The following is a 22,401-nucleotide window of genomic DNA, read 5'->3' as shown; positions in this document are numbered from 1 at the left end:
TGGCCGGTACACTCGTGCGGTCTTCCGACCGGCCGTGCGCGTGAATCACAACGACCACCCCCTGAGCGAAGTACCGGACCATGCCCGCAAGGGCTTCTGGTCCATGGCCGTGGTGCTGTTCGGGTTCACCTTCTTTACCTCGACCCTGTGGGCCGGCGGGTCGCTGGGCCTGGCGTTCAGCTTCGGCGAGCTGATGCTGGTGATCGCACTGGGCAACCTGCTACTGGGGACCTACGCGGCCACGCTCGCCTACATCGGCTGCAAGAGCGGACTGCACACGGTCCTGATGGGGCGTTTCTGCTTCGGGGAATGGGGCAGCAAGCTCTCCGACGTCATCCTCGCGTTCACCCAGATCGGCTGGTACGCCTGGGGCACGGCCACCGTCGCGATCATCCTGGTCGAGACCACCGCGCTGCCGGAACCAATGGAAGTCGGGCTGATGGTGCTGTTCGGGTTCGCCTTCTGCATCACCGCGATGATCGGCTATCGCGGTCTCGACTGGCTCTCCCGCGTCGCGGTACCGGTCATGCTCCTGTTCATCCTGTTCACGCTATTCATCGGGATCGGCGACGCCGGCGGCCCCGGGGGCCTGCTTGGTCAGGACCCGCGCACGGAGATGGATTTCCACGCCGCCCTCACCATCGTGATCGGCACGTTTGTGGGCGGTGCAACCCTCGCCACCAACTGGACCCGCTTCGCCCGCACCCCGCGCATTGCGGTCATCGCGACCCTGGCGGCCTTCGTGCTGGGAAACGGACTAATGGTCCTGACCGGCGCGCTCGGCGCCCTGATCTACCACGAGGCCGACATCGTCCACGTCATGCTGGCCCAGGGTTTCGTGACGATCACGGTACTGATGCTTCTGCTGAACATCTGGAGCACCCAGGACAACACCATCTACAACTTCGGCGTGGCCGGCTGCAATCTGCTGCGCACCCAGCGCCGGCGGCTGGTCACCGTGCTCGGGGCCGCGATCGGCACAGCGCTCGCGGTCGCCGGGATGCATGACTATCTGGTGCCGTTCCTGATCCTGCTGGGGACCTTCATCCCGCCGCTCGGTGGCGTAATCGTCGCCGACTTCTGGCTGCGCCATCGCGGGCAATACCCCCGCCTGGGCTCGGCCCGCCTGCCCGGGTTCCACTGGCCCGGCCTGCTGGCGTACGCGGCGGGATCCGCCGCGGCGTACTACGCACCCGTGGTACCTCCTCTGCTGGGCGTCATCGTGGCAACGGCTGCCTATGCCGTCCTGATGGCTCCCGCCTCACCCGCCGCGTGGCGCCCGCGCCAGGGAAGTGCGGATTGAAGACTGATCAAAGCCCTGGCAGGTTCGGTGCCGGTGGCATCGGTGGTTTCGGAGGATCGGACGGGTCCGGCAGCGGCGGATCGTCGGGAGGCGGCGCCGAGGATGAACCGGGCGCCCGCGGGAGATCCAGGCGCTGATCGGGGCGCGAGTCGCCGCGGCGCTGCCCCGGCGGGGTCCCACCATGCCCGGGCGGCCAATTGCCCGCCGCGGGCGTGTCGCCACTGGCGCCCGGAGATCCGGGCGGCGGCCCGCCCGACGGCTGAGCCTGCGCGCCACCGAACGCCAGCACGGCGCCCATGACCGCAACCTGCGTCAGGGAACGAAAGAGGGACTTCATGCCACTCACTCCTTGCGTCGTTGCCTGCCCCTGAGGCGTCCGCGCGTACCCATGATTCCCCGCAGCATGTGACTCTGCCAAGTCCATCACGTCCAGGGAAACACGTTTCAGCGCTCCTTAAGCCTCGACCACCAGCTGTTGGAACAGCCCACCCAGGATCACCAGCGCGAAGCCGGCGTACAGGCCCGCCACGACGTCGTCCATCATGATCCCGTGGCCGTCGTGCCACTTTTCATCAAAGTAGTTCGCCGGCCAGGGCTTGAGGATGTCGAACACCCGGAACAGCAGGAAGCCGACGACCACCCACATCAGCCCCGCCGGGGCAAACGCCAGCGTGATGAGCATGCCGGCCCATTCGTCCCAGACGATGCCGGGATGATCGTGCACTCCCAGCTTGCGCGCACTTTCGCCACAGATGTGGAAGCCGGCCATCACCACGACCACGGTGATCGCAAGGTAGGCCCACTCCGGGAAATTCATGATCGCGAAGTACAGCACCAGTGCACCCAGCGAGCCGGTGGTACCCGGTGCCCAGCGCGACAGGCCACTACCGAAGCCGAACGCCAACAGGTGAATGGGATCGCCGAACACGGTCTTCACCGATGGCATCTTCGGATTACGGATCTTCTGCTCCGGCATGGCTCCCCTGTCCCTATTCTTTATTCTGTGTTCGCGAAATGATCGTGGCCCGCCCGCGCCACGTCCAACCGTTGCCCGTTTGCGTCCTCCACCACCACACCCGCACCCTCGGTGCACTCACCGATCACGGTCAGCGGGACGCCCACGCTGAACGCGAGCAGGTCCAGCGACTCCCCCGGCGGGAGGGCGAACAGCAGCTCGTAGTCCTCGCCACCGCCCAGTGCGCAGGAGCGAGCCTGCTGCTCGGACACCTCCGCCAGCAGCGGGTCGCGCGGGACGCTGGGCCAGTCGATTCGCGCACCGCAACCCGAGGCGGCACACAGATGGCCCAGGTCCGCCAGCAGGCCGTCAGAGATATCGATGGCGGCCCGTGCGCGGTTGCGCAGACCACGGCCCAGACTCAGACGCGCCGCGGGCCAGAACAGCCGGGCGCAGGCGGGGCTCGAGGCGTCTACGGGACCCCCCTCTGCACGCCGCTGCGTCTCGTGGGCCAACCCGCAGGCCGCTCCGCCCAGCGCACCGGAAACCACCAGGCGATCGCCAGGCCGGGCACCGTCGCGGCGCAGGGCGTGGCCGACGGGCACCTCGCCCAGGACCGTCACGCTGATCGCCAGCGGACCCCGGTTGGTATCCCCGCCCACCAGCGGGATCCCGACCTCCTCGGCCAGCGCCAGAAAGCCGTGGCTGAAGCCCGCCAGCCAGTCATGATCCACACGCGGCAGGGTCAGCGACAGCACCGCGCCCAACGGCTCGGCCCCCATCGCGGCCAGGTCACTGAGATTGGAGGCCAGGGCCTTGTGGCCGGCGCTTGCCGGCGGGTGATCAGGAAAGAAGTGGGTGCCCTCGACCAGGGTATCAACGGTGACGACCAATTCGTGGCCGCTACGCACGGCCAGCAGGGCGGCATCGTCTCCGATGCCGAGACGAACGCCTTCCGCCATCCCGGTGGCCCGCACCGGAGCCCCGAAGTAGCGCTGGATCAGATCGAATTCGGAATCGGGGCCGGCCATGGCCGTGGTGCTGACCCGCCCGGGGTCAGCGCGGGGCGGAACGCTCGGGGCCGCGCAGGTCGGCGGAGAGCCGGTCCAGCACGCCGTTGATGTAGCGATGCGACTGCTCGGCGCCATAGCGCTTGGCCAGGTCGACGGCCTCGTTGATCACCACGCGGTAGGGCACCTCCATGCGTTCAGCCAACTCCCATTGGCCCAGCCACAGCAGGGCGTGCTCAATGGGATCGAGCTGATCCAGCGGACGGCCGAGGTAGAGCTCCATGCGGGCATCCAGGGCCTCGCGGGCGCCGGTCACGCCCATCAGGAGTTCGCGGAAGTACTCCGCATCCGCCTTGGCGTGTTCCTCGTCGTCACGGAATTCGGCCAGGATATCCTTCGGGTGGGCGCCCGTGAGCTGCCAGGAATAAAGCGCCTGCATCGCGCGCCGGCGCGCGAAGGAACGCGCATGCCGCGCGCGCTGCTCGGGCGTGCTGCGCGGGCGCCGGGCCCGAGAGGACTTGCCGGCATCGGCATCCTTGCGCGGGGCACCACCTTCGGGGCGGGGATCTGAGGGTTCAGTCACGGCAGACCTGTTTGGATGAGCGGATAGCACTGGGTAAACGTTGCGGCATCAGCCGCGCAGCTGGCGCATCAGGCTGACCATCTCGATCGCGCCCATGGCGGCATCGGCGCCCTTGTTGCCGGCCTTGGTGCCGGCGCGCTCGATCGCCTGCTCGATGGAGTCGGTGGTCAGGACGCCGAAGCTGATCGGCAGGTCCTCGGCCATCTGCACCTGGGCCAGTCCCTTGGCCGCCTCACCAGCGACATAATCGAAATGCGGGGTGGAACCACGGATCACGCAGCCCAGGGCGATCACACCGTCGTACTGCCCGGAACGCGCCATGGCCTGCGCCGCCAGTGGCAGTTCATAGGCACCCGGAACACGGGCGATCGTCAGGTTCGTCTCCTGCACCCCATGGCGCTTCAGGGTATCCACGGCCCCTTCCAACAGGCGTTCGACGATCAGGCTGTTGAAGCGTGCCAGCAGCAGGCCATAGCGATGGTCGGCGGCGTCGGTGAATACGCCTTCCAGGGTCTTGATCTCGGACATGATGAGCTTCCGGTTGGGCAGATGACGGACCTGTCGGTCCAGTAAGTCGATCGGGCTAGGGAGCCGCTAGTGTAGCACCGCGGCTCCCGCCATCGGGGCTACTCGTGGACGTAGTCCACGACCTCCAGGCCAAAGCCACCGAGGCCGTGGAAGCGCTTCGGCGCGGACATCAGCTTCATGCGCCCGACGCCGCAGTCGGCGAGAATCTGTGCGCCGATCCCGTACATGCGCCATTCGGCGGAGTTCTCGCGCCCACTGCGTTCCTCCGGCGCGGGCTGACCGATATTCTCCAGCCGCTGGGCCAGGGCATTGCCACTCTCGTGCTTGCGCAACACCACCACCACGCCCGCGCCCGCCTCGTCGATCCGGCGCAGGGCATCATCCAGCGGCCAGCCACGATCCGGACCGGCATAGCCGAGGGTATCGCACAGCGTGCTCTCCAGATGCACGCGCACCAGGGTGTCCTGGTCCGGCTTTGGCTCGCCACGCACCAGGGCAAAATGCAGTTCGTGGTCCACTTCGTCCTCGAACGCCAGCAGGCGAAACTCGCCATGCTCGGTCGGGAACGGACGCTCGGACACCCGCCGGACCGTCTTCTCGTTCTCGATGCGGTAGCGGATCAGATCCTCGATGGTGCCCATCTTCAGGTCATGCTCGGCGCAGAAGCGTTCGAGATCCGAACGCCGCGCCATGCTGCCGTCCTCGTTCAGGATCTCGACGATCACCGCGGCCGGCTCGGCCCCGGCCAGGCGCGCGAGATCACAGCCGGCCTCGGTATGCCCGGCCCGCACGATCACCCCGCCCGGCTGCGCCATCAGCGGGAACACGTGGCCCGGCTGGACGATGTCCTCGGGCGTCGCATTGGGCGCCACGGCGGTGCGGATGGTGTGCGCACGATCGTAGGCGGAGATGCCGGTGGTCACGCCCTCGGCCGCCTCGATCGACAGGGTGAAGTTGGTGCCGTGCACGTCGTTGGTGTCGGTCACCATCAACGGCAGCGCCAACTGCTTGCAGCGCTCGCGGGTCAGCGTCAGGCAGATCAGCCCGCGGCCGTACTTGGCCATGAAGTTGATGTCCTCCGGCCGCGCGTGCGAGGCGAGCATCAGCAGATCGCCTTCGTTCTCGCGATCCTCGTCATCGACGATGACCACCATGCGTCCGGCCTGAAGCTCTTCCAGGATGGTTTCGGTATTGGAAAATTCCATAGATTCCTGCTTTCGGCCGCGCAGTTAGTCGCGCGAACCGGAGTGATTGGGAAAGCCCTGCTCGGCCAGCCAGGCCTCGGACAGATCGCCCGCCTGGGTACCCGGCTCGGCCGCTCGATCGCCCAGCATCAGGCGTTCCAGATAGCGGGCGATCAGGTCCACCTCCAGGTTGACCGGCGTGCCCACTGCGTACACGGCAAACCGGGTCAGTGACCAGGTGTGCGGGATGATGTTGACCTCGAACTCGGCGCCGTCCACCCGGTTCACCGTCAGGCTGGTGCCGTCGATGGTGATCGAGCCCTTGGCCGCGATGTAGCGAGCCAGCGCCGCCGGCGCGCGAAAACGCACGCGGGTGGAGCGCGCGTCCGGCTCCATCGCCACGACTTCGCCCACACCGTCGACATGCCCGGACACCATGTGCCCGCCCAGGCGATCACCCAGCGCCAGCGCGCGTTCGAGATTCACCCGATCCCCCGGACCGAGATGGCCCAGCGTGGTGACATCCAGCGACTCCCGCGAGACATCGGCGGCAAAGCCATTACCCGGCAGATCGGTCACCGTCAGGCAGACCCCATTGGCCGCGATCGAATCCCCCAGGCGGGTATCCGACAGGTCCATCCCGGTCGCATTGACGTGCAAGCGCACATCGCCCCCGCTGGGGGTGAGGCGCTCCAGGCTGCCAAGGGTCTCGATGATTCCGGTAAACATGGATGTCCACTCGTTCGGTCGGGTCCGGAGCACAATGCCGGGCCACAGGCGCCCCATCATAGGGAAACGCTAATGAATTCGCACCACGACCCGGGCGTTTATAGTGGCAACGCCGGTCCTCGCAAGTCCTTCAAGGGCCATCACGAAGCCACGAAGCAGGTCAATGGCGATTACAGATCGGAAGGCCTTGGAACGAAGCCGAACAGGGGGCCCTATGGTTTATCCAGCGCCGAGGCGTTGGATTGCAGCGCCTCGAGCTCCATCATCCTCCCCGTCTTCCTGTCGATCGCTCTTGCTACTCGCCCTGCCCGCTCTTCCTGTCGTCGTGCGCTTCGTGATGCAAACAAGCCCTTAGGAACGCGGACGGGCAAGCAGGCGCAGGGTATCGCCGACCCAGCGGGTGTCGACGACTTCGAGTTCGGCGCGTTCGGCCATGCGGGCCAGTGGCCACTCCACCAGGGGACGGGCGCTGGAGCCCATCAGCAACGGCGCCTGGTAGATCAGCCACTCGTCAACCCAGCCACCGCGGGCGAGCGCACCGGCCAGGCCGGGTCCGGATTCCACGTGGAGCTCGTTGACCTCTGCCCGTCCCAGCTCCATAAGCACCGCACCCAGATCAAGCCCGCCCTCGGCAGATTCCTCCGCCAGCGGCACGGCCCGCACCTCGGCACCCTTGCCGCGCAGGGCATCCGCCGCAGGCGAGCCCGCCACATCGGGACTGGTGAGGATCCAGACCGGCCCGTCACGCAGGATCTGCGAGCCCGGGGGCGTGCGCAGGCGCGCATCGAGGATGACGCGCAGTGGCTGCCGGGTCGGCAGATCGTGATACCGCGGGTCATCCGGGAAGCCGGCGTGGGCAGCCAGATCAAACGGCTTCATGCGCACATTCAGGCGCGGGTCATCGCCGACCACGGTGCCACTGCCGGTGACGATCGCCCCGGCCCGCGCCCGCCACAGTTGGACGTCGCGCCGCGCCGCCTCGCCGGTGATCCACTGCGACTCGCCGGAGGCCATGGCCGTCCGCCCGTCCAGGCTCGCAGCCAGCTTGACCCGCACCCAGGGGCGCCCCTGCTCCATGCGCTGCACGAAGCCGGGGTTCAGCGCCCGTGCCTCGGCCTCCAGCACGCCGCTGTCGACCCGGATACCGGCCGCCTGCAAGGCATCGATCCCGCCCCCGCATACCTGTGGGTTCGGATCCAGCATCGCGATCACGACCCGCGCGACGCCCGCCCGGATCAGCGCATCGGTACACGGCGGGGTGCGGCCCTGATGACTGCAGGGCTCCAGGGTCACGTAGGCGGTCGCGCCTTGCACGGCCTCACCGGCCGCTTGCAGCGCGTTCACCTCGGCATGCACCTCGCCGGCCTTCCAGTGCAGGCCCGCGCCTACCTCCCGGCCGTCGCGCACGATAACGCAGCCCACCCGCGGATTCGGATCCGCGGTGAAGCGGCCGTAATCCGCCAGTTTCAGGGCGCGCGCCATGTGCCGGCGGTCGGCAATGACCTGCTCGGTCGTCGGCGCTTCCATTACATCCCCTCCTGCGAGCCGCCGTCCGTCTCGGGGGTGGCTCGCCCGTCCGCCGCGGATTCCGGGGCGTTTCCGGTCGCCTCCTCGTCGATCAGGCGCATCTGCGAACGGCGCATCTCCGGACTGAGGTCATCCTCCAGCCGTTCGATCGCCTCACGGAAGGACTGCACACTGGCGAAGCTGAGATAGATAGAGGCAAAACGGATATAGGCCACATGGTCCAGCCCGTGCAAGGCCGCCAGCACCATTTCGCCGATGCGGTCGGACTTGACCTCGGGGGCCGTGACGGCCGAAAGCTGGCGCTTGATGTCGTCGATCACGCGCTCGACATCATCGGTCTTCACCGGGCGCTTGTGCAGTGCCCGGCGCAGACCGCTGCGCAGCTTTTCCTCGTCGAAGGCGACCCGTTCACCGGAGCGCTTGACCACCCGCGGCAGGCTGAACTCCGCCCGCTCGAAGGTGGTAAAGCGCGCACCACAGGCACGGCACTGCCGCCGGCGCCGGATCTGTTCCTGCTCCGGGCCGGCCACCCGCGAATCGACCACGCGGGTGTCCTGATCATGACAGGACGGACAGCGCATCCCGGGCCCCGTCAGCCGGCCAACTGGCGGTGGTTATTCGCCGTGACCGTACACCGGGAAGCGACGGCAGATCTCGAGGACCTTCTCGCGGGTCGCGTCGATCACCTGCTCGTTCTCGTGATCATCCAGCACGTCGGCGATCCAGCCGGCCAGCTCGCGGGACTCGGACTCGGTGAAGCCGCGAGTGGTCAGCGCAGCGGTGCCGATGCGAATGCCGGAGGTCACGAACGGGGACTGCGGATCGTTCGGCACGGCGTTCTTGTTGACCGTGATATTGGCGCGGCCCAGCGCGGCATCCGCGGCCTTGCCGGTCATGCCCTTGGCGACCAGGCTCAGCAGGAACAGGTGGTTGTCGGTACCGCCGGAGACGATGTCGAAGCCACGCTCCACCAGCACCTCGGCCATCGCGCGGGCGTTGGCGATCACCTGCTTCTGGTAGGTCTTGAATTCCGGCTCCAGGGCCTCCTTGAACGCCACCGCCTTGCCGGCGATCACGTGCATCAGCGGACCACCCTGGGTGCCCGGGAAGATCAGCGACTGGAACTTCTTGTTCAGTTCCGGCTGCCCCTTGGAGATGATGAAGCCGCCACGCGGTCCGCGCAGGGACTTGTGCGTGGTGGAGGTGACCACATGGGCGTGGTCGATCGGGTTGGGGTACTCGCCCGCCGCGATCAGGCCGGAGACGTGGGCCATGTCGACCATCAGGTAGGCACCGACGCTATCCGCGATCTCGCGGAAGCGCTTCCAGTCGACCACGCGCGAATAGGCGGAAAAGCCGGCGACGATCATCTTCGGCTGGTTCTCGGTGGCCAGGCGCTGGACCTCGTCGTAGTCGATCAGGCCCTCGTCGGTGATGCCGTACTGCACCGCGTTGTAGATCTTGCCGGAGAAGTTCGGCTTGGCACCGTGGGTCAGGTGGCCGCCGGCGTCCAGGCTCATGCCCAGGACGGTGTCATGCGGCTGCAGCAGGGCCATGTACACCGCGGCGTTGGCCTGGGAGCCGGAATGCGGCTGCACGTTGGCGTAGTCGGCACCGTAGAGCTGCTTGAGGCGATCGATCGCCAGCTGCTCAACCACGTCGACGTGCTCGCAACCGCCATAGTAGCGCTTGCCGGGGTAGCCCTCGGCGTACTTGTTGGTCAGCACCGAACCCTGCGCTTCCATCACGCGCGGGCTGGTGTAGTTTTCCGACGCGATCAGCTCGATGTGCTCTTCCTGACGTTGCGACTCGTCGCGGATGGCATTCCAGAGGTCGTCGTCGTAGCCGTGGATACTCATGTCGATCGAAAACATTCGGGTCTCCCGTTCAAAGCGTTGGATTCAGCGGATTTCGGCGCGCCAGCTACTTGGGGCGCTGCCGCAAAAAGGCCGCCAATCATACGCCATCCGGCCCTTCTTTTCAGGCCGGACGTCTCCCGACACGGCCGCTGCGGACCACCGAGCCCCCTTCCAAGACCGGTGTTTCGCAAGTCCGATCAGGCACTTTGATGCCCGGCCCCACCCCGGGAAGACCAGAGGCACAAACCCCTTCCGCTCATCCGGAAAACGGGCCGCGTGCGCTTGCTCCAACGCCTTAGTTCGGCCCTTCGATTCGACGGACGTCGACGTCGTGGCGGGTCGGGTATACCGGCAGGCCGAACTGGTTATAGACCGCCACATCGGCCGCATCACGGCCGTAGCCCACGACCACGTAGCCACCCCGCAACTCGGCCTGGGTCGCATCAAAGGTGTACCAGCGCCCCCCGACGAAGGCCTCGAACCAGGCATGCATGTCCATCGGCTGCAGGCCGTGCAGATACCCGACCACCATGCGCGCCGGGATACTGAGACTGCGGCACAGTGCAATCCCGAGATGCGCCAGGTCGCGACACACCCCGCTCCCGCGCTGATTCACCTCCGCGGCCGAGATCGGGATATCGCTGGTCCCCGGGAGATATTCGATGCGCTCGCGCAGCCACTGCTCGATGGCCGCCACCTGGTCGTAACCCAGCCACTGGCCGGCAGTGATTTCGGTCGCCATCAGGTTGAAGCGATCCGATTCGCAAAATCGGCTCGGCAGGAGATAACTCAGTACGGCATCCGGCAGGGACTGCACCTCGACAAACGGTGCGCCCGGGGCCCGGTCGAGGGCCTCGGCCGTCTGCACCTCCGCCGCGGTATGGATGGAGAACGTCCCTGGCGGCGCGATCAGGCGCTGGCAGAGGTTGCCGTAGATGTCGACGAACTCGGACACCGGCGCCGTCGGCACCAGGCGATATTCCTCGCGCGCGACCCATTGCAGCGGGCCACTGCGCGGTCGCAGCATCAGCACAAACGGCGTGGGTTCGACGATCTCGAACTCGAAGTCACAACGGGTCTCGAGCCACATGAACGGGGCCTCTTGGGGTGAACCTCCTACACTACGCCCTGCCCGACGGCGGGGCTACACGTAGGTGGCCCTGGCAGCCGGCTGCGACCGTGTACATTGGCCCGCGATTCCCTACACTTCCGAAATAGCCTGTTCCCCGGAGCCCGTATGCGAGGACGACCCGACCAACGCACCGCGAGACGCCGCACCCGGCACCTGACCGGTGGGCTGCTTGCCCTCGGCCTGTTGCTGCTCGCACCCCTGGCCCAGGCGGAACAACGCTTCATCAACATCGGCACCGGCGGCGTCACCGGTGTGTACTACCCGGCCGGCCAGCACCTGTGCCGGCTGTTCAACACCCGCCGCGACAGCCACGGGATGCGCTGCACCGCGGAGAGCACGGGCGGTTCGGTATTCAACCTGAACATGGTGCGTTCCGGCGACATGGACTTCGGCGTGGCCCAGTCGGATCTCCAGTACCACGCCCATCATGGCAGCGGCCGCTTCGAGGCCTTCGGGCCCGCCGACCAGAAGGCACAGATCCAGACGGTCGCTTTCGGCAGCCCGGCCGGCCGAGTAGGGTTGGAGGGTGGCTGGACCATCACCGGCGTACTGGTGCCGACCGAGCGCCCCAGCCCATACTGGTTCTACCTTCCGGCCCTGGCGCTGGGACTGCTGGTAGTCTGGAATCAGCGCCGACGCGCGGAACCGCCGGGGCGCGGCCCTTCCGCCGACACCCCCGCCCTTTCGGCGTAACCACGAACCGCAATCGGAGTACACCGCAATGGAACAACCCAACTACGGCTTCAATGTCATCGTGAAGGGCGGCATCGAGGACGTGATCGCGCAGACCACGGCCGCCCTCGGCGAGGAGGGCTTCGGCATCCTCAGCGATATCGACGTCGCTGCGGCCTTCAAGAAGAAACTGGATCTGGAGCATCGCCCCTACCGCATCCTCGGCGCCTGCAACCCGAACCTTGCACGCCAGGCCGTCGAGGCCGACCCCAACATCGGCCTGCTGCTGCCCTGCAACGTGCTGGTGCAGGACAACGAGAACGGCACCTGCACGGTCGGCTTCATGGACCCGGTCGCGGTCATGGGGCTGGTCGACAAACCCGGTGTCGAAGACCTGGCCGGCGAGGTACGCCATCGTCTGGAGCGTGTGCGCCTGACCCTCGAGACCGGCTAGCCCCCAGCTTCGCGAGCACACCTATGGATACTGGAACCGACCAGTCCGCCGGGCTGGCCGAGCGCATCCGGACGGCCGTCGCCGCCGGGCACCGCCTGGCGATTGCCGGCGGCGGCAGTCAGCGCGCGCGTGCCTTCCCCACGGGCTTCGAACCGGATGTCCAGCCACTGGAGGCCAGCGGCCATCACGGCATCGTCAACCTCGCACCCAGCGAGCTGGTGGTGACCGTGCGCGCCGGCACGCCGGTGATGGAACTGCAGGCCGCGCTGGAAGAGGTGGACATGATGCTGCCCTTCGAACCGGCCATGCCCACGCCGTCCAGCACCGTGGGCGGCATGGTGGCCCTGGGCCTGTCCGGCGCACGCCGCCCCTGGACCGCCAGCCTGCGCGACGCCGTGCTTGGCACCCGCATCGTCAACGGTCGCGGCGAGATCCTGCGCTTCGGCGGCGAAGTGATGAAGAACGTCGCCGGCTTCGACGTCTCGCGGCTGATGGCCGGCAGCCTCGGCAGCCTGGGCCTGCTGCTGGAGGTCAGCTTCAAGCTGCTGCCCGCCCCCGCCTACCAGGCCTGGCTGCGCCAGGAGAGCTCCGCCGCAGCCTTCATCGAGCAGGCGCGCGACTGGGGCCGAACCGCCCTGCCGTTCTCGGGCCTGGCCTGGGCTGACGGTATCGGCCACATCCGCCTGGGCGGTGGCCAGGAGGCCGTGCAGGAGGCCGCCGAGCGCCTGGGCGCGGCACCGGATATCGACGGCCCGGCCTTCTGGGCGCAACTGCGCGATCGGCACCTGCCCTTCCTCACCCGACCCATGGCCCGCGGCGAGCGCCTGTGGCGTCTGAGCCTGCCGCCCGCCACCCCGCCGCTGGATCTGCCCGGCGAATGGCTGCTCAACTGGGGCGGCGGCGAGCGCTGGCTGCGCTCCACGGCCACCCCGGACGCAGTGCGCGCTGCCACCGAGCAAGCGGGCGGACACGCCCGCCTCTGGTCCGGCGATCCGGCCGGGGCGGCCTGGCTGCACCCCCGCGCACCGGCCCATGCGCGCCTGGAGGGCGAGGTCCGCGCCGCCCTGGACCCTGACGGCGTGTTCTTCGCCCCGCTGATCACCCCTCATCCACGCACCGTGCCCGCGAGCTGAGGCCATGGAAACTCGCCTGCACCCGCGCTTCGAGAATGATCCGGCGGCGCGCATCGCCGAAGACGCCCTGCGTGCCTGCGTGCACTGTGGCTTCTGCAACGCGACTTGCCCCACCTATCAGGAACAGGGTGACGAGCTGGACGGCCCGCGCGGACGCATCTACCAGATCAAGCAGGTCCTGGAGAGCGGCGAGGCCAATACCACCACCCGCACCCACCTGGACCGCTGCCTGACCTGTCTCAACTGCATGACCACCTGCCCCTCCGGGGTCGATTACAACCACCTGGTCGCCTTTGGCCGGGAGGTGATCGAGGAAGACCTCCCGCGCGGCTGGCGCGACCGGCTGCTGCGCACCCTGCTGGTCCGCGCGCTGCCGGCACGCTGGCCGTTCCGTCTCGCCCTGGGTCTCGGCCGCCTGGCCCGCCCACTGCTGCCCGCCACCCTGAAGCGCCGCGTGCCCGCACGCCACGGTGCCCGGGCCTGTGCAACCAGCATTGGCGCGGCGACTCCGGCGGGCTTTCCCCACGGGCGCGTGCTGCTGCTCGGCGGCTGCGTGCACGATGCGATCGACGCCCGCATCAACGCCGCACTCCGGGGCCTGCTCGGGCGCCTTGGCATCGAGGTGGTCGAGGCCGGCGAGGCCCGCTGCTGCGGCGCGGTGGAACACCACCTGGCGTTCGCGGAGCGCACCCGCGAGCGGGTCCGGGCCAACCTCGACGCCTGGGAGTCGATTCTTGCGAACGGGGTGGACGCCGTCGTCAGCACCGCCAGCGGCTGCGGCGTGATGCTGCGCGACTACGCGCACATCCTGGCCGACGACCCGACGTATGCCGCACGCGCCGCCCGCTTCACGGCGCAGGTCCGCGACCCGGTCGAGCTGTTCGATATCCAGACCATCCGCAGCCTCGGCATCCAGGCGCCGGCAGATCACCCGCCCGTCGCCTGGCATGCCCCCTGCACCCTGCAACATGGCCAGGGCCTGGCCGGCCGCGTGGAACCGCTACTGCAGGCCGCCGGCTTCCACCTGGTGCCGGTCGCCGAGCCGCATCTGTGCTGCGGCTCGGCCGGAACCTATTCCATTCTCCAGCCGGCGATGGCGGGCCGTCTGCGCCAGCGCAAGCTGGACAACCTCGAGGCCAGCGGCCCCGCGCGCATCGTGACCGCCAACATCGGCTGCCAGACGCACCTGCAGTACGGGACCGATACGCCGGTCGAGCACTGGCTCACACTGCTCGAACGCCACTGCGGCGCAACTCCCGCCGGGGCGTAGGGGCGCTTGCCCAAGCCCCGACAGCACTCTAGATTCCCCCTTTTCCAATCCGGTAGACGCATCCATGCAGGCAAAATCCTTTCTCCCCCCGCAGCGCACCCTGATGGGCCCCGGCCCCTCCGACGTGAATCCGCGCGTGCTCGCCGCGATGAGCCGCCCGATCATCGGCCATCTGGACCCGGTGTTTGTCGGCATGATGGAGGAGATGAAGGGCCTGCTGCAGTACGCCTTCCAGACCAACAACGCCCTGACCCTGCCGGTCTCCGCCCCCGGTTCCGCCGGCATGGAGACCTGCTTCGTGAACCTGGTCGAACCGGGTGACAAGGTCATCGTCTGCATCAACGGCGTGTTCGGCTCCCGCATGAAGGAGAACGTCGAGCGCTGCGGCGGTACCGCCGTCCTGGTCGAGGACGACTGGGGCGCCCCGGTCTCCCCCGAGAAGGTCGAGGACGCGCTGAAGGGCAATCCGGACGCGAAGATCCTGGCCTTCGTGCACGCCGAGACCTCGACCGGGGCGCGCTCGGATGTCGAGACGCTGTGCCGCCTGGCCCGCGAGCATGACTGCCTGAGCATCGTCGACTCGGTCACCGGCCTCGCCGGCAGCCCGCTGTACGTGGACGACTGGGGCGTAGACGCGATCTACTCCGGCTCGCAGAAGTGCCTGTCCTGCACCCCGGGGCTGTCGCCGGTCAGCTTTAGCGAACGCGCGGTGGAACGCATCCAGGCACGCAGCCACAAGGTGCAGAGCTGGTTTCTCGACCTCAACCTGGTCATGGGCTACTGGGGCGGCGGCGGCAAGCGTGCCTACCACCACACCGCGCCGATCAACGCCCTGTACGCCCTGCACGAATCGCTGGTGATCCTCGCCGAGGAAGGCCTGGAAAACAGCTGGTCGCGCCACGATCGTCATCACGCTGCCCTGCGCGCCGGGCTCGAGGCCATGGGCCTGAGCTTCCTGGTGGACGCCGAGCATCGCCTGCCGCAGCTGAACACCATCCACGTGCCGGAAGGCGTCGACGAGGCCGCGGTACGTGGCGAACTACTGAACCGCTACGGCCTCGAGATCGGCGCGGGACTCGGCCCGTACGCGGGCAAGGTCTGGCGCATCGGCCTGATGGGCCATGGCGCCAACGAGAAGAACGTGCTGCTGTGCCTGTCTGCGCTGGAGGCCGTGCTGGCCGACATGGGCGCGGTCACCCCTGGCCGTGCGCTGTCCGCCGCCCGCGCCACCTACGCGCAGCAAGGCTGAACCATTACCGGCCGCCGTCATCGCCTGCGAGCGATGACGGCGCTTCGAGACCCAACGGGAGACCTACACCATGACGCTAAGTCAACTGCTGCAGTATCTGGACGAACACATGGACGGCGTGTTCCTGGACGGCGACCCCGCCGCGTCACTGGAAAAGGCGCGCAGCGGAGACCACCGCAACCCCATCGCGGCCGAGGTCCTGGTCGCCCTGATGGACGGCGCCGGTTCCGACAGCCCGGACGCCACCATGGAACGGGCCGAGGCGGTCAAGTCCATCGGCCCGACCCGCCTGAAGTACATGGGCGACGACGCCCCGGTCGAGGGCTTCCGCCTGGTGGAAAAGACCATCGTCACCATCGACGCCGCCTACAACGAGGAAGCGCTCGCCCTGCGCGGCTAACGCCGCGCCCTGCCTCCGGACACAGCCGGCGGGGCATGCCGTCGGCCATCACCCCGGAAAGGCCTGAATGCCCCGCCATCCCGGCCGGAGTGAAACCCTCCTCGTCATCCCGGCCGGAGCGGAGCTGTCACCGCCCCCCGGCCGGAGCAAACCTCTCCCCGTCATCCCGGCCGCAGCGAAGCGGAGAGCCGGGATCTCCGGGAACGCCCCGGGCCGTTCAACGAGATCCCGGATAACCGCTACGCGGTTTCCGGGATGACAAGGTGGGTGACGCAGGTTCGGCTGTCAGAGCAGGCTGACCAGTCCAAGAACGGTCGCAGCCACCGTTGCGCCGATCAAGGCGCCCATGGCGACATCGCTCGGGTAGTGCAGGGCCAGCACCAGCCGCGAGGCGGCCACCAGCACCGCGAACGGCACGACCAGCCACGCCCACACCGGGAACCAGGCCACCAGGATCACCGCAAACCCCACCGCGTGCATGGTATGGCCGGAGGGGAAACTGAACTCGTCCAGCGGGTCCACGGTGCGCGCGAACGGACGACCACGATGGCAGGGTCGACGCCGGCTGGTGCGCCGCTTCAGCCACTTGTAAAGCGGCAGCGAGGCCAGCCCCACTACCGCCATCTGCAGACTGACCCAGGCCGCCTGCGGCCCATGGATCAGTGGCAGGGCAAGCATCAGCGCATACCAGATGGCCCCATCGCCCAGGCGGCTGATCCAGCCGAAGAACCCGCTGACGGCGCGACGGCGATTGTAGTGATTGAACCGCTGGCAGACCGCCAGCTCGAACTCATCCATCCAGTGCAGGACTCGCATCGCGCGCCTCTCCTAGCAGTTCCAGACAAACCGTTTCGAACTCGGCGACCACCTCGACCCAGTCAAGCCCACGGGCGCACGCCCGGGCGTGGCGCCCCATCTCGCTCCACCCCTCCCGGGCCTGTGCGAGTTCCGCAGCGACCATGAGGAAAGCGGCCGCATCCACGGTGACGTCTCCGGTAAAGCGCACCCGGGCACCGCTAACGCCGCTGATCACGTGCTCATGCGCCGCCGCAGTATCGAAGGCCAGCACCGGGATCCCGCTGGCCATGGCCTCGATCACCACGTTGCCGAAGGTCTCGGAGGTGGATGGGAACAGGAACAGGTCGGCGCTGGCGTAGTGCTGGGCCAGGGCCTGCCCCACCTGCTGCCCGGTAAAGATCAGGTCCGGGTGTGCCCGCTCAAGCGCGACACGGGAGGGTCCGTCGCCTACCAGTACCAGGCGGGCCTCGGGCACGCGCTCCTGCAACACACGAAAGGCCTCCACCACCAGACCCAGATTCTTCTCTGGCGCCAGTCGGCCGACGTACAGGACCACCGGCCCGGGCCCCCATTGCCGACGCAAGCGCGAGGATCGCCGTGCCGGCGTGAAGTGCCGGGTATCCACGCCGCGCGCCATCACCCGCACGCGCTCGAAGCCATGGCCTGCAAGGCTTGTGGCCAGTGCCTGCGTGGGGGCCAGGGTTACGTCGCAGCGATTGTGGAAACGGCGCAGGACGGCCCGCACCAGAGGTGTCAGCCAGCCCACGCCGTAGTAGCGGGCATAGCCATCGAAATGGGTGTGAAACCCCGATGCGACGGGGATCCCGAGGCGCCGTGCCGCGCGCAGGGCCGAGTGGCCAAGCGGCCCTTCGGTCGCGACATACACAGCGTCGGGCCGGTGTTCGGTCCACAGCGCCGTCAAGCGCCGGCGAGCCGGCAATCCCATGCGCAAACCGCTGTAGCCCGGAAGCGGCAACCCCGGCAGTGGCCGCTCCTCCATTAAACCATCCGTCTCCAACGGGGCCACGACGACGGCCTTCGATTCGCCCGGCTGGCACGGACGCAGCACCTGCACGCGATGGCCGCGGCTGAGCATCCCCTCAACCAGGCGCGCGAGGGTATGGGCCACACCATTGACCTCCGGTGGCCAGGTCTCGGTCACCAGGGCCAGGTTCAGACATGGGCGGGAGGGGCGGCGGGATTCCGTGTGTAGCGGCGACGACATGGTGAACCCCCTCCCCGCCCGCCGCTACGAGGCGCGGGCGCTTGCGCGCCCCGAAGGCGGATCGACCGGCAGGCCGAGCACATCGACAATGGCGCTGCGGGCGCCGTCGGCCAGACTGCGCCGATCCTGGTTGGCGGATTCCAGCGGGGCCAGAAGATGCAGGTCCACGTGCGTCTCGCGCCGACACAACAGCTTCCAGACATTCGAGATCAGGCGATCGTCTTCCGCGTAGGACACCGGCACCGGGCCGTTCGGCATGCCTTCGTAGGCCAGCGCCACCGGCTGCACCGGATGCTGGGTGCCGGCCACGGCCGCAAACAGTCGCGGATGAAACCGGCGTACGAACTCGCCGCGGCTGGTCGTGCCTTCCGGGAACACCACGAACTGCAGGCCCTCGTCGAGCCCGGCCCGCATCGCCTCGAAGTGGGCCGACGCCTGGTTGGCCCCGCGTTCGATGAAGCGGGTGTCATGCTGACGGCCGAGCCAGCCGATGATCGGCCAACGTGCGATCTCCGCCTTGGAGAGGAAACAGGTGTCCATCGCGGCGCCGATTAGCGGGATATCCAGCCAGGAGACATGGTTGGCCACCACCAGTGATGTACGCCGGGGTTCCTCGCCATGGATCCGGAGCCGCACCCCCACGATCCACAGCGCGCGGTCGTACCAGGCGCGGCGGATGCGGCTGCGTTCCGCGAAGTCGGCCCCCCGGCGGACCATCCGCCAGGTCAGCCAGACCCCCGCCAGCATGTGCAGCACGATGCGCATCAGCCTACCCAGTGCCCGCAGTGTTCCGGTCATGCTCCGTTCCTCGGCTTGCGGGCGTCATAGCGCCCATGAAGTGCCGATGGTAACGGTCCGGCATGGCGCGCACATCCAGCAGGACAAGCACGTCGGCCACATTGAAATCGGGATCGAAACAGGCCTCGCCGCAGACCCGGGCACCCAGGCGAAGGTAGGCTTTCAGCAACGGCGGCAGCCCGATACGGCTGGGTGTGCCATGGCAGATGGTCAGGGAATTAGGCAGCGGCCGACGCGGCGTCACCCGCAGACGTGACGGGGCTCGATGGAACAGGCGTAGCCAGGCCAGCTGGGCCGGCGTCTGCTCGCTCAATGGCAGGCTCGCACAGCCCATCAGGTAGTCGTAACGATGGGCGTTCATGAACCGCGCCAGGCCGGTCCACAGCGCGTTGATCGCGGCCCCCTGACGATGATCCGCGCGCACGCAGGTGCGGCCGATCTCCAGGGTCTTCCCCGGGAGATTCATCAACGGGCCCAGTTCGAATTCGGACAGCGAGTAGAAGCCACCGGCCGTGCTGGCGCTCTCCTCGGTGAGGATGCGTGTGCAGGCAACCACCGTACCGGAGCGCCGTTCGCGCACCAGCAGGTGATGACAGAAGGGGTCCAGGGGATCCCGGTCCAGATCGGATCCAGCATCCGGAAGCGCAGCCCCCATCTCGCCGGCGAAGACCTCGTGGCGCAGGCGCTGGGCCGCCTCGAGGTCCGACGGGCTGGACGCGAGGTGGACGCGGTAGGCGGTTTCGTTCGCCGCGATCGGTGTAGCTGGGGACAGCTGCGGTTCGCTCATGGTGGCGACCTCCGGTTGAACTGTCCCGGACACTACGCCGCGTGGTTGACCGCCCCGTGTAGGAACGATGACGGTCGGATGAACCCGCCGCCGGAACCGTGCCCGAATACGGCACCGTTCGGGGCGGAGGCCCCTGCCCCCGCCCCGCCAGCCCCTGCTACGGCAGCGGGCCCGTGTAGGCGCCGGATTCCACCGGCAGGTCCTCGCCTTCCCAGCTCTTGATACCGCCGGCGATGTTCACCACGTGGGTAAAGCCCATGTCCTGCAGTCGCTGCACGGACATCGCGGCACGGCCGCCGGTTGCGCACATCACGGCCACCGGCTTCTCGCGCGCGTTCACCAGCGCGTCGATGCGGTGCGGGGTGTTGGGATCGGCCGCACCTTCCAGCAGGCCGCGCGGGACGAGGATGGAGTTCGGCGCGTGCATCTTTTCGAACTCGTAGGGCTCGCGCACATCCACCACCAGCCAGTCCTCGCCGTTCTCCATCTTCTCGGCAAGATCCGCCGGGGCGATCTCCTTCACGTTCTTCCGCGCCTCGGCAACGAAATCCATCAGCTTCTTGTCGCTCATTCGAACATTCCCTTTTGCAATGAATCGGACTACCCCCCGCAGGAGCCTGCTTGCAGGCTCCTGCACACGGGCTCTCATTCTACCGTGGGTGCGAGTCCGGGCGATTCAACCCTCGTCGAGCGCACCTTCCAGCGCAACGGGATCGGTCACCGGGGCCGCGCACTGCAACCCGCGACAGACATAGGCCCGCACGCCCGTCTCCGGGGCGGCTTTCTCCGCGAGCGCGGCGGGCAGATCGCCGGCCTGCGCGGGAATCGCGAAGGTCCACACCGGAGCCTCCTGCGCCCGCAGTCGCTGCTGCCACGCGGGAAGTTCGTCGGCTGGCCCCCGCAGCACGACCAGGGCCGGCGCCTGGTAATGGATGTCCAGCGCGGTCAGCAGGCTCATGTGGCCCAGTGGCGCCTGCTCGACCATCGGGCCGGCGTTCGCCAGCGTGCGCTCGGCCGCCTCCAGGTAGCGGGGTTCGGACAGCAGGAACCCGAGTTTCTGCAATACCTGAGCGGCAGTCCCGTTGCCGGCCGCCATGGCATCGTCGGCATAGACCTTCGGGCGCTGGATCAGTGCCTCGTGATCCCGGGCGGTGAAGAAGAAACCGCCCTGTTCGCGGTCCTCGAATTCCTCCAACAGGGTGTCGGCCAGCGTGGTGGCCCAGGCCAGCAGGTCGCTGTCCCACTCGGCCTCCAGCAGCGCCAGCGTGGCCTCCAGCAACAGGGCGTGATCGTCCAGGTAGGCGCGCGGCATCGCGCCGGTCGCCCCCTCGCGCACGCTGGCGTACAACCGGCCGTCGCGCCACAGACGCTCGCGCACGGCGGTCATCGCCTCGCGTGCCAGGCGCAACCATTCCGGGCGCTCCAGGGCGCGCGCGGCACGCGCCAGGCCCGCGATCATCAGGGCATTCCAGGCGCCCAGGATCTTCTCGTCGCGATGCGGTCGGACCCGGTCCCCGCGTGCCGCGAGCAGGCGTTCGCGGGCACGGTCCAGACGCGTGTTCGCCTCCGCCTCGTCGATCCCCAGCGCATCCGCGACGGTCGCCGCTGGCGCCACCTCGTGCAGATGCCAGCGCCCCTCGAAATTGGCCGGGCCGTTGAGTCCCCAGACCCGGCTGGCGACGGCCCACTCGTCCTCCGTCAGGAGCGCCTGGACCGTCTCCGGGTCCCAGACATAGAAGCGTCCTTCCTCGCCCTCGGAGTCCGCGTCCAGGCTCGAATAAAAGGCCCCGGAGGGATCCCGCATCTCGCGTTCCAGCCAGGCGACCGTCGGCTCCACCACCCGCCGCGCGCGTTCGTCGCCGTGGGCGGCGCGCTCGGCGTACAGCCCCAGCAACGGCCCGTTGTCGTAGAGCATCTTCTCGAAGTGCGGGATCATCCAGCGGGCATCCACCGAGTAGCGGCAGAAGCCACCGCCCACCTGGTCGAAGATCCCGCCGGCGGCCATCGCACCCAGCGTGCGGGCCAGCATGCGCTCCGCCTCGGCATCGCCATGGCGCGCCGAGTGCCAGGCCAGCCACTCGAGCGAGGCTGGGTGCGGGAACTTGGGGGCGTCCCCGAAACCGCCGAACTGCTCGTCGAAGGTCTTCGCCAGTTCGGCGCGCCCCTTGTCGATGACACTGAGGGCCGGGATCGCGCCACCGGCCGGGCTGTAGATCCGCCCCAGTGCCTGCTGCAACGAGTCATTCTGGCGCTGGATCTCCTCGGGGTGCTCGGCGAGGAAATCGGACACCCGGGTCATCAGATCCTCGAACGATGGCAGGCCGTGGCGCGGGGTGTTCGGGAAGTAGGTCCCGGCAAAAAACGGCACCTGGTCCGGGGTCAGGAAGACGGTCAGCGGCCAGCCTCCGGGGCGCTGCGACAGCAGCATGTGCGCGTTCTGGTAGATGCGGTCGAGGTCCGGGCGCTCCTCGCGGTCCACCTTGATGTTGACGAAGCGTTCGTTCATCACCGCGGCGGTGTCCGAGTGCTCGAAGGACTCGTGCGCCATCACGTGGCACCAGTGGCAGGCAGAGTAGCCAATCGAGAGCAGGATCGGCTTGTCCTCGCGGCGGGCGCGCTCCAGCGCCTCCTCGCCCCAGGGGTACCAGTCCACAGGATTGTCGGCGTGCTGCAGCAGATACGGGCTGCTGGCCCCGGCCAGTCGATTCATCGCGCGGCCTCCTTGCAGGTGGATCGGGCTAGCGACATACAGGTGCATGCCGGAGCCCGGGCGAGTAGCATGTGCAGCCGGTTTTTCATCCGCAA

At 68.1% G+C, this 22,401-nt stretch carries 23 protein-coding genes; 7 read left to right on the top strand and 16 right to left on the bottom strand.

The genetic code is table 11. The annotated features are described in order from the left end of the window. The first annotated feature begins 40 nt into the window (after window positions 1–40). Window positions 41–1,303, top strand: coding sequence for a cytosine permease (gene codB, locus F618_RS0110340; protein WP_019568505.1), 1,263 nt, complete (start codon window positions 41–43; stop codon window positions 1,301–1,303). 454 nt (window positions 1,304–1,757) lie between these two features. Here the strand turns inward: codB and F618_RS0110335 are convergent, their stop codons facing one another. The 10 genes from F618_RS0110335 to F618_RS0110285 all read right to left on the bottom strand — a co-directional run bounded on the left by F618_RS0110335 (window position 1,758) and on the right by F618_RS0110285 (window position 10,768). Beyond that, on the bottom strand, window positions 1,758–2,279 hold the full coding sequence (locus F618_RS0110335) for a phosphatidylglycerophosphatase A (RefSeq protein WP_018938466.1): 522 nt from the start codon (window positions 2,277–2,279) through the stop codon (window positions 1,758–1,760). 20 nt (window positions 2,280–2,299) lie between these two features. Next, window positions 2,300–3,289: a thiamine-phosphate kinase gene (gene thiL / locus F618_RS0110330; protein WP_019568504.1), complete on the bottom strand. Its 990-nt coding sequence runs from the start codon at window positions 3,287–3,289 to the stop codon at window positions 2,300–2,302. A gap of 25 nt (window positions 3,290–3,314) precedes the next feature. Beyond that, the gene (gene nusB / locus F618_RS0110325; protein ID WP_081620882.1) at window positions 3,315–3,851 is read right to left on the bottom strand and encodes a transcription antitermination factor NusB; all 537 of its coding nucleotides are present in this window, start codon (window positions 3,849–3,851) and stop codon (window positions 3,315–3,317) included. A 48-nt stretch (window positions 3,852–3,899) separates the two neighbouring features. Continuing rightward, window positions 3,900–4,379 (bottom strand): 6,7-dimethyl-8-ribityllumazine synthase, encoded by a 480-nt coding sequence (gene ribE / locus F618_RS0110315; RefSeq protein WP_018169400.1) that lies wholly within the window; start codon window positions 4,377–4,379, stop codon window positions 3,900–3,902. 98 nt (window positions 4,380–4,477) lie between these two features. After that, on the bottom strand, window positions 4,478–5,584 hold the full coding sequence (gene ribBA, locus F618_RS0110310) for a bifunctional 3,4-dihydroxy-2-butanone-4-phosphate synthase/GTP cyclohydrolase II (RefSeq protein ID WP_018169399.1): 1,107 nt from the start codon (window positions 5,582–5,584) through the stop codon (window positions 4,478–4,480). 24 nt (window positions 5,585–5,608) lie between these two features. Beyond that, window positions 5,609–6,292, bottom strand: a complete 684-nt coding sequence (locus F618_RS0110305; RefSeq protein ID WP_019568503.1) for a riboflavin synthase — start codon at window positions 6,290–6,292, stop codon at window positions 5,609–5,611. A 351-nt stretch (window positions 6,293–6,643) separates the two neighbouring features. Further along, the gene (gene ribD, locus F618_RS0110300) at window positions 6,644–7,819 is read right to left on the bottom strand and encodes a bifunctional diaminohydroxyphosphoribosylaminopyrimidine deaminase/5-amino-6-(5-phosphoribosylamino)uracil reductase RibD (RefSeq protein ID WP_019568502.1); all 1,176 of its coding nucleotides are present in this window, start codon (window positions 7,817–7,819) and stop codon (window positions 6,644–6,646) included. After that, window positions 7,819–8,400, bottom strand: a complete 582-nt coding sequence (nrdR, locus tag F618_RS0110295) for a transcriptional regulator NrdR (protein ID WP_018176383.1) — start codon at window positions 8,398–8,400, stop codon at window positions 7,819–7,821. Before nrdR ends, ribD begins: the two co-directional genes overlap by 1 nt. Window positions 8,401–8,433: 33 nt before the next feature. Further along, on the bottom strand, window positions 8,434–9,693 hold the full coding sequence (gene glyA, locus F618_RS0110290) for a serine hydroxymethyltransferase (RefSeq protein ID WP_018146107.1): 1,260 nt from the start codon (window positions 9,691–9,693) through the stop codon (window positions 8,434–8,436). A 280-nt stretch (window positions 9,694–9,973) separates the two neighbouring features. Then, window positions 9,974–10,768, bottom strand: coding sequence for a transglutaminase family protein (locus F618_RS0110285; RefSeq protein ID WP_018146108.1), 795 nt, complete (start codon window positions 10,766–10,768; stop codon window positions 9,974–9,976). Between the two features lie 147 nt (window positions 10,769–10,915). Between F618_RS0110285 and F618_RS16600 the strand changes: the two genes are divergently transcribed. The 6 genes from F618_RS16600 (at window position 10,916) to F618_RS0110255 (ending at window position 15,988) form a co-directional block, all read left to right on the top strand. Continuing rightward, entirely contained in the window at window positions 10,916–11,503 is a 588-nt protein-coding gene (locus F618_RS16600) for a DUF3394 domain-containing protein (RefSeq protein ID WP_019568501.1), read from the top strand. A gap of 28 nt (window positions 11,504–11,531) precedes the next feature. Further along, on the top strand, window positions 11,532–11,936 hold the full coding sequence (locus tag F618_RS0110275; RefSeq protein WP_018146111.1) for a DUF302 domain-containing protein: 405 nt from the start codon (window positions 11,532–11,534) through the stop codon (window positions 11,934–11,936). Window positions 11,937–11,959: 23 nt separating this feature from the next. Continuing rightward, a complete protein-coding gene (gene glcE, locus F618_RS0110270; RefSeq protein WP_018951178.1) occupies window positions 11,960–13,069 on the top strand; it encodes a glycolate oxidase subunit GlcE in 1,110 nt (369 codons plus the stop codon). Window positions 13,070–13,073: 4 nt separating this feature from the next. After that, window positions 13,074–14,339, top strand: a complete 1,266-nt coding sequence (glcF, locus tag F618_RS0110265; RefSeq protein WP_019568500.1) for a glycolate oxidase subunit GlcF — start codon at window positions 13,074–13,076, stop codon at window positions 14,337–14,339. Between the two features lie 64 nt (window positions 14,340–14,403). Beyond that, window positions 14,404–15,588: an alanine--glyoxylate aminotransferase family protein gene (locus tag F618_RS0110260; RefSeq protein WP_038071530.1), complete on the top strand. Its 1,185-nt coding sequence runs from the start codon at window positions 14,404–14,406 to the stop codon at window positions 15,586–15,588. A gap of 70 nt (window positions 15,589–15,658) precedes the next feature. Further along, window positions 15,659–15,988, top strand: coding sequence for a hypothetical protein (locus tag F618_RS0110255; protein WP_018169389.1), 330 nt, complete (start codon window positions 15,659–15,661; stop codon window positions 15,986–15,988). Between the two features lie 285 nt (window positions 15,989–16,273). On the opposite strand, the gene F618_RS0110250 is transcribed toward F618_RS0110255, so the two are convergent. The 6 genes from F618_RS0110250 to F618_RS0110225 form a co-directional block, all read right to left on the bottom strand. Then, on the bottom strand, window positions 16,274–16,804 hold the full coding sequence (locus tag F618_RS0110250) for a phosphatase PAP2 family protein (RefSeq protein WP_026182144.1): 531 nt from the start codon (window positions 16,802–16,804) through the stop codon (window positions 16,274–16,276). Further along, window positions 16,779–18,011, bottom strand: a complete 1,233-nt coding sequence (locus F618_RS0110245) for a glycosyltransferase family 1 protein (RefSeq protein ID WP_019568498.1) — start codon at window positions 18,009–18,011, stop codon at window positions 16,779–16,781. Before F618_RS0110245 ends, F618_RS0110250 begins: the two co-directional genes overlap by 26 nt. Before the next feature lie 24 nt (window positions 18,012–18,035). Beyond that, complete coding sequence (locus F618_RS0110240; protein ID WP_018951173.1) at window positions 18,036–18,776, bottom strand: 1-acyl-sn-glycerol-3-phosphate acyltransferase; 741 nt, start codon at window positions 18,774–18,776, stop codon at window positions 18,036–18,038. 4 nt (window positions 18,777–18,780) lie between these two features. Beyond that, a complete protein-coding gene (locus F618_RS0110235) occupies window positions 18,781–19,596 on the bottom strand; it encodes a GNAT family N-acetyltransferase (protein ID WP_019568497.1) in 816 nt (271 codons plus the stop codon). Window positions 19,597–19,753: 157 nt separating this feature from the next. Further along, the gene (locus F618_RS0110230; RefSeq protein WP_019568496.1) at window positions 19,754–20,167 is read right to left on the bottom strand and encodes a rhodanese-like domain-containing protein; all 414 of its coding nucleotides are present in this window, start codon (window positions 20,165–20,167) and stop codon (window positions 19,754–19,756) included. Window positions 20,168–20,272: 105 nt separating this feature from the next. Next, complete coding sequence (locus F618_RS0110225; protein WP_019568495.1) at window positions 20,273–22,306, bottom strand: thioredoxin domain-containing protein; 2,034 nt, start codon at window positions 22,304–22,306, stop codon at window positions 20,273–20,275. Between the last annotated feature and the right edge of the window lie 95 nt (window positions 22,307–22,401).

Origin of the sequence: Thioalkalivibrio sp. ALMg13-2 (genome assembly GCF_000381185.1) — a bacterium.
GTDB classification, from domain to species: Bacteria; Pseudomonadota; Gammaproteobacteria; order Ectothiorhodospirales; family Ectothiorhodospiraceae; genus Thioalkalivibrio; species Thioalkalivibrio versutus.
The sequence above is the reverse complement of the archived record's forward strand: the minus strand, read 5'-3'. Positions and strand labels throughout refer to the sequence as shown.